The 6897-nt window shown below is 70.2% G+C and carries 8 protein-coding genes and 1 riboswitch; of the genes, 2 read left to right on the top strand and 6 right to left on the bottom strand.

Annotated elements, in window-relative coordinates; translation table 11 throughout:
- Nucleotides 1-859 (bottom strand): sensor histidine kinase (locus tag CA984_RS22865; RefSeq protein WP_242676115.1); only part of this gene is annotated, 859 nt, incomplete at its 3' end.
- Between the two features lie 543 nt (nt 860-1402).
- Nucleotides 1403-1552: riboswitch (cyclic di-AMP (ydaO/yuaA leader) on the top strand.
- 221 nt (nt 1553-1773) lie between these two features.
- Here CA984_RS22865 and CA984_RS49055 point away from each other — a divergent pair.
- Together CA984_RS49055 and CA984_RS22855 are read left to right on the top strand one after the other, a co-directional pair.
- On the top strand, nt 1774-2373 hold the full coding sequence (locus tag CA984_RS49055) for a hypothetical protein (RefSeq protein WP_086575617.1): 600 nt from the start codon (nt 1774-1776) through the stop codon (nt 2371-2373).
- Between the two features lie 200 nt (nt 2374-2573).
- On the top strand, nt 2574-3434 hold the full coding sequence (locus tag CA984_RS22855) for an alpha/beta fold hydrolase (RefSeq protein ID WP_086575616.1): 861 nt from the start codon (nt 2574-2576) through the stop codon (nt 3432-3434).
- A gap of 47 nt (nt 3435-3481) precedes the next feature.
- On the opposite strand, the gene CA984_RS22850 is transcribed toward CA984_RS22855, so the two are convergent.
- The 5 genes from CA984_RS22850 to CA984_RS22830 all read right to left on the bottom strand — a co-directional run bounded on the left by CA984_RS22850 (nt 3482) and on the right by CA984_RS22830 (nt 6897).
- The gene (locus tag CA984_RS22850; protein WP_086575618.1) at nt 3482-3853 is read right to left on the bottom strand and encodes a hypothetical protein; all 372 of its coding nucleotides are present in this window, start codon (nt 3851-3853) and stop codon (nt 3482-3484) included.
- 11 nt (nt 3854-3864) lie between these two features.
- The gene (locus tag CA984_RS22845; protein ID WP_037935777.1) at nt 3865-4251 is read right to left on the bottom strand and encodes a roadblock/LC7 domain-containing protein; all 387 of its coding nucleotides are present in this window, start codon (nt 4249-4251) and stop codon (nt 3865-3867) included.
- 52 nt (nt 4252-4303) lie between these two features.
- Nucleotides 4304-5146, bottom strand: coding sequence for a DUF4388 domain-containing protein (locus CA984_RS22840; protein WP_086575615.1), 843 nt, complete (start codon nt 5144-5146; stop codon nt 4304-4306).
- Nucleotides 5147-5150: 4 nt separating this feature from the next.
- The gene (locus tag CA984_RS22835) at nt 5151-5531 is read right to left on the bottom strand and encodes a hypothetical protein (RefSeq protein ID WP_086575614.1); all 381 of its coding nucleotides are present in this window, start codon (nt 5529-5531) and stop codon (nt 5151-5153) included.
- 154 nt (nt 5532-5685) lie between these two features.
- Nucleotides 5686-6897, bottom strand: coding sequence for a DUF4032 domain-containing protein (locus CA984_RS22830; protein WP_086575613.1), 1212 nt, complete (start codon nt 6895-6897; stop codon nt 5686-5688).

Raw genomic sequence — 6897 nt, 5'->3', positions numbered from 1 at the left:
GGGCGGCGAGGCCGGTGCCCGCGCCCAGGCCCGGGGTGGCCGGGCCGCCGCCGTCGGTCACCGTCACCACCAGCAGGCCGAGGTCCGCCGGTGTCGCCGGGGGTTTCGCGCGGGGGGCCGGCGTGTCCGGGCGGCAGGGGCCTGCCGGTGCCGTCGGGGGCTTCGGTGTGTCCGGCCGGCCGGGGACGGCCTCCACACGGACGTGGACGGCGGAGCCGGTGGCGTAGCGCATCGCGTTGGTCAGGGCCTCGCGGACCACGCGAAAGGCGACCGAGGCGAGTTCGGGCGGGGCGGTGGCGACCGTGCGGTGGCAGGTCACACCGGGATGGCCGTCGAGAAGGGTGTCGATGTCGCCGAGGGTGGGGGTCTCGCCGCGCTGGTCGAGGGCGGCGAGGCGGTCGAGTTCGGATACGGCCTGGCGGCCCGCGCCGGCGGCGTGCGCGACGGCCTCGGCGGTGAGGTCCGGGTCGGCGAGACGGAGGGCGGCGGCCGAGCCGACCACGATTCCGGTGAGCCGGTGGGCGGCCACGTCGTGGAGTTCGGCGGCGAGACGGTCGCGTTCGGCGGTCGCGGCCAGCCTGGGGATCGCGGCGGAGGCCGCCCGGTAGGCGGCGAGCGCCGAACGGCCGGCCCTGCGGCGGCGGCGGGACCGGCCCATGGCCCACACCATCGCCGAGCCGCCCGCCGCGAGCCCGCCGATCCCGGCCGCGTCCCGGGGCGTGCCGCCGGACGCGAGCACCGTGAGGGCGACGGCCAGCGTGGCGGCGACCGCTCCGCCGGCCGCCGGCCCGGCTGTGCCGTACACCGCCAGCGCGTAGAGCGCCACGGCGAGCACCGCGCAGCCGAGGACGATCAGCACCCGCCCACGTTACTGCGGGCGTCGCGCCGTGCGGGGGTCTCGCCCGCCGTTCACGTGTGCGGCGGGACCCGGCGGCCCCCGGCGTAGGTATCGCCGGCCGTGACCGTGGCTTTGCCCGCGGCGGTTGCAGGCGTCCCGGGATCTTCGGAAAGCACGCGCAGACCCGCCTGACGGGCGTTTCCATCGCCCCATGGGCGTATGCGGAGATGAGCGTCATGGTCAGAAGAAGGGCCGGGGGCGCCGGCCGCCGCGACGGCTGTGGCGACCTTGCGATTGTCGGTCAAGCGGTCCGCCTCGGCGGACAAGAAGTAAGAACAAGCAGGTCAAAGGCATGATCATCAATAAATTATCAGGTAACTTCCCTGACGATTCCAATGCCGTCAACCCCGGGCAAGGATGGTCAAGACTTGGCTAATGGCCCTTTCTTGGCCGATGAAGGTAGATCTTCTGGGTTTTCCATGGGTTTTGTTTTGCTTTGTCCCTGAATAGGCGCTAGTGTCCTATTCGTGATCGGTTGGTGACCTGCCCTTCAGCGGAAGGAGCGGCCGGCCGACGTCGAATCCCGGAGGCCGTCAAGGCCGCGGGAACCGGGGACCCACTTCTTGGGGTGAATCCGCCGCGAACCTGCGGCGGTAGGGCAACTCCACCGCCCGAATCCGTCAGCTAACCCGGTAGACGAGATGGAGAGGAGATCACCAATGGGGCGCACCGCCCACTTCCTGTCGGTACCGACCTCGTTGGCGCCGACCCTCTGAGACTTCCTCGCCGCGTCCGAACGCGGCGCCCCCCACCGCGCTCCGCGTAGCGCCTGGTCTGTCCGGCTACGCCTCTTCTGTCTGTGAGCGCGTATTCGTCTGCGCCCTCTTCACGGCGCACGCGTCCTCCCCGTTCCCTCGCGAAAGAGTCTTTTCCCCATGCGTCTCTCCTTTGGCATACGTAAGAACCGTTTCCTGGCCGCCACCCTCCTGGGTGCGAGCGTCCTGACCTCCGCGGGCGTCGTCTCGGCGCTCCCCGCCGCGGCCGGCGCCTCCGCCCCCGGCTCCGAGTCCGGTTCCGAGAGCGTCCTGCTGAAGGGATCGACCAAGGCCTCGTACTTCTGGGACGACTCCTCCGGCCGGGCCGGCGACACCGGCCTGCCCGCGAGCGGCAAGCCCATGCAGAAGGGCATGATCGCCAGCCCGAGCTGGCCCCTCCTGACCGAGGGCTACGTCGTCTACAAGGGCAAGAAGGCCAAGTTCTTCGTCGGCGACCGCGGTCCCGGCGTGCCCTCCAGCAGCGGCGTCATGATCGACCTCGACGCCAAGACCTTCGCCGACCTGACCGGCGGCACGTTCAACCCGGGCACGCTCGGCGTGGACGGCAACGGCGGCATGGGCCACATCAAGGTCGACTACGTCATCACCAAGTGGGGCAACGGCGTGGGCAAGAAGAACTACCCCGTGCCGTTCTCCGCCGGCGCGTGGGGCCGCATGGACCACAACCCGGCCACCCCGCCGCAGGTCGTCAACAAGTAACGCGAGACCGCGGGGAGGGTGGAAGCCTTCCCCGCGTCCCCCGCGAGCCTCCTCCACCTCCTCCGGCTCGCACCCCCGTCGAGAAGCAAGAGCGGACACGCCCGTACGGCGTGTCCGCTCTTGCTCTCATTTCTACCGAATGACATTCTGTTCCCTGTGACCAGCACGGCATCCGGCATGACCGGCGCGGCGGGAACGCCATGATCCTGCGCGCTCCGGCGAACGGCATAGAGCTCGCCTACGAGACCTTCGGCTCGCCCGGAGGCCGCCCGCTCCTCCTGATCATGGGACTCGGCGCCCAGCTCATCCACTGGGACGAGGGGTTCTGCGAGCTGCTCGCCGACCGCGGGCACCACGTGGTCAGGTTCGACAACCGGGACGCCGGCGAGTCCACCCATCTCCACGACGCCGCGGTGCCCGCCCTCGGCGGCGACGGGCGGGCCCCCTACCTGCTGGACGACATGGCGGACGATGCCGCCGGGCTGCTCGACGTGCTCGGCTGGGAGTCCGCGCACGTGGTCGGCGCCTCGATGGGAGGCATGATCGCTCAGTCGCTGGCGATCCGCCATCCGCGCCGGGTGCGCAGCCTCACCTCCATCATGTCCACCCCCGGCCCGCACGCCGCCCCGCCCAGCGAGGCCGCGATGGCCGCGCTCATGGGGCCGGTCTCGCCCGATCGCGAGACGGCGATCCGGCAGTCGCTGGTCACCTGGGAGGTCATCGGCTCGCCGGGATACCCGCTCGACCGCGAGCGGATCGCCCGGGTGGCCGGGCTGAGCTACGACCGGTCCTACGACCCGGCCGGCACGGCCAGGCAGCTCGCCGGGATCATCGCCTCCGGCGACCGCACGCCGCTGCTCAAGGACCTCCAGGTGCCCGCCCTCGTGCTGCACGGCGAGGACGACCGGCTCGTGCCGGTGGCCGGGGGCGTCGCCACGGCCGGGGCGATCCACGGAGCCAGGCTGATCACCTTCCCCGGGATGGGCCACGACCTGCCGCGCCCGCTCTGGCCCGAGTTCGTCGCCGCGATCGACGAGCTCACCGCCGTGGCCGACGGTTGAGCTCCGGTACGGCTCGCGCCTCCCGGGGCGCGAGCCGTACCGGAGGATCAGACTTCGAGCTTCTCCTCGATGCCGCGCATGTGGTGCCGCGCGAGCGCCAGGTTGGCCCGGCTGCGGTCCAGCGCCAGGTAGAGGAAGAGCCCCTTGCCGCCCCGGCCGCTGACCGGGCGGATCACGTGGTACTGACCGCTGAGCGTGATGAGGATGTCCTCGATGCCGTCCTTGAGACCCAGCGACTCCATGGTCCGCATCTTGGCCTTGACGACCTCGGTGTTGCCCGCCGCCGCGACCTGGAGGTCGAGGTCCTTGGAGCCGCCGAGGGCCCCCAGCGCCATGCCGCTGTTGTAGTCCACGACCACCGCGCCGAGGGCACCGTCGATCGTCATCATCTCTTTGAGAGAGATATCCATGTTGCCCATGTTGTCTCCGATCACTGGGGTATCGATATGCGGGATGTGATGGCGGCGACGTTCGCCGCCGTCTTGCGGCCCTCCAGCCGCAGCAGCCCGAGGTTGGTCCCCGGGCGGGCGAGAACTGTGAGGACGATCTTTGGACCGGCGGCGTAGCAGGCCGCGTAGCCGTTGGTTCCGGAGATCAGCGTCTCCTCGAAGGCGCCCTTGCCGGCCATGCCCGTCATCCGGCGGCTGAGGGCCAGCAGCGCGGACGACAGCGCGCCGGTCTGCTCGGCGCCGTCGGTGAGGTCGCTGGCTATCGTCAGGCCGTCGACGCTGCACGCGACGCATCCGTCCACGTCCGGGATGCGCTCCCGCAGCAGCGCCATCTCCCGGCGCACCTCGTCACGTAGTTCCACTGGCATCCTCCTTCCGGTCAGCTTCAGCGTCCGCAGCCTCATCGGCGCCGGACCAAGCTCACGAGAGTGCCTCCAATGCGTTTCTGAGCCGGATGAGCAGGTTCACGTCGGTGGGGTCGCCCGTCGTCGGGGGGAGCGGCGCGGACGGCCCGGGGGGCTCCGTCGCGACGGCCGCCAGGCTCCTGACGTCGTCGGTGCCGCCCTTCGTCCGCCGGGGCAGCGCCTCGGGCTCGCCAGGCCCGGCCGCGGAGGTGCGGATCAGCCCGGCCGCGGCGAGCTGCCGTACGGCGAGCAGCACCGAGTAGGCCGGGCGGCCGAGCTTGCGCGCCAGGTCGCCGGGGGTCGCCGCCGAGTCCGCGCCGACCAGCACCTCCCACTGGAGCGAGGTCAGCACCACCCGCTGGCAGGGGACGCGTCCCACCGGGACGACCGGGAGCGTGTCCAGTTCGGCGGACGGCCAGGCTTGGTCCAACTGCGTCCTCCTTCGCCTGCACTCCCGGAGCAGTCCGGTCACGTCGAAGTACCACTGGGGGCCGAGCCAGTGCTGGTCTCCCGGCCGGAACCTCGGCCGGTGCCCGGTGGCGTCGAACAGGAAGTAGACGGCGTCGAGCACCGCGCTCAGCACGCAGAACTCCAGCTCGCCCCGGGTGAGCACGCCCTGGGCGACCAGCAGCTCGCCGCCGCGCCGCTCCTCGCCGGCGGACTGCCTGGCCTGCCGTACGGCGTGTGCGGAGACCCTCCGGCCGGCGGTCAGCAGATCCTCCAGCCGCGGGGCGGCCGCGCTCTCGGCGTAGGTCACCCGGCCGCCGGTGAGGTAGAACGTCCCGGCCTTGCCCAGCCGCAGCGTGCCCGTGGCGCGATCGTCCGCCAGTCCGCTGAGTACGCTCTCCACGGTCGCCATGGCTTCACGTCGTTATAAGACGGCCGGAAAGGGCCTGAAGGCGATGGCGGGCCAGAGCCAGATTTGAGCGCTCCAGATCGAGCCGGACATAAATGACCAGAGGGCCGTCGAAAACCGTTTCCAGCGGCCTTAATAAATGATGGCCGTTATCCGTGGTTATGATCATGTCGCTGATCCGGATCGTTCCGCCGGGAGAGGTCGTGGCGAGTCCGTCCAGTGTCGCCCGCAGGGTCTCGCTCAACCCCGCGGCCGACTTCTCCGTGTCGACGTGGCGGCTCCCGCCGCCCACGGCCACGGCCATCCCGCTGGTCTGATCGATCAGAATCGCGTCCAGGGCGCCGGGGATGGCCATGACCTCAGTCAGGCAGTCTTCGATTCCGAGCACGGGCTCTCCCTCGCCAACGACTTCGAGACGTCGCCCGGTCAGCGTAGGGATATCACCTGGAACCCAAACTGTCCTGATTGCTGGTGATAGGTGGGGAGATAGAGAATTAGATAACCAGGTATAAGGATCTATAACCCGAGGAGTAAATCGTCCGTCAGTCCTCGGTAATGAGCGCCTGCTCGTCCGGTTTGAAGACGAGAACGGTCTTCACATAGGAATCCACGGCGGCGGGGAGGCCGACGTCGTTGCCGGCCGCCTCGGACATGAACCAGCGGTGGTCGAGCATCTCGTGGAAGAGCTGGGCCGGTTCCAGCTTGTGCCGCAGCTCCTGCGGGACGGTCTCCACCGTGGGGTGGAAAACCTCCGCCAGCCACCGGTGGGCCACGATCGCCTCGTCCTCGTGGCGCAGGCCGTACGACACCCGGAACGAGTCGAGGTCGTTCAGCAGCCGCCTGGCCTGGTTCTCCTCCACGTCCAGGCCGGTGAGCCTGAGCAGCCTGCGCTGGTGGTGGCCGGCGTCCACGACCTTGGGGCGGACGATCAGCCGCCCGGTGCCGGCCTTGCGGCGGACCATCATCTCGGCGACGTCGAAGCCGAGGGTGTTCAGCCGGCGGATCCGCTGGTCGATCATGTGCCAGTCCACCTCCTCGATGATCTCGTCGGAGGTGAGCTCGCTCCAGAGCCCGCGATAGCGCGAGCAGACCGAGTCGGCGACCTGCTCGGGGTCGATGGAGGAGTGGAGCAGGCCGCCCGCCTCCAGATCGAGCATCTCGCCGAAGATGTTGGTGTGCGCGACGTCGATGTCGTACAGCCGCTGACCCTCGCTGATCATGGGGTGGAGCTCGCCGGTCTCGGCGTCGACCAGGTAGGCGGCGAAGGAGCCCGCGTCCCGGCGGAACAGCACGTTCGACAGCGAGCAGTCCCCCCAGTAGAAACCGGTCAGGTGCAGCCGGACCAGCAGTACGGCCAGCGCGTCGAGCAGCCGGTTGAGCGTGTCGGGCCGGATGGTGCCCGACATGACCGCCCGGTAGGGCAGGGAGAACTGCAGGTGCTGGGTGATCAGCGCGGAGTCGAGCGGCTCCCCGTCCGCGCCGGTCCGCCCGGTGACCACGGCCACCGGCTCCACCGAGGGGGTGTCCAGCCGGTTCAGGTCCCACAGCAGGCGGTACTCCCGCTTGGCGTAGTACTCGCTGATCTCCTTGATCGCGTAGACCTTGCCGGAGAGCCGGGCGAAGCGCACCACGTGCCGGGAGATGCCGCGTGGCAGCGAGACGAGGTGGTGCTCCGGCCACTGCTCCAGCGGGACGTCCCAGGGGAGGCGGATCAGATCCGGGTCGCCAGGGGCGCCGGTGAGCTGGAGGGGCAT

The sequence above is a fragment of the Streptosporangium minutum genome, from assembly GCF_002149035.1.
In the GTDB taxonomy this organism is placed as follows: domain Bacteria; phylum Actinomycetota; class Actinomycetes; order Streptosporangiales; family Streptosporangiaceae; genus Streptosporangium; species Streptosporangium minutum.
This window is presented reverse-complemented; position numbering and strand designations above follow the sequence as displayed.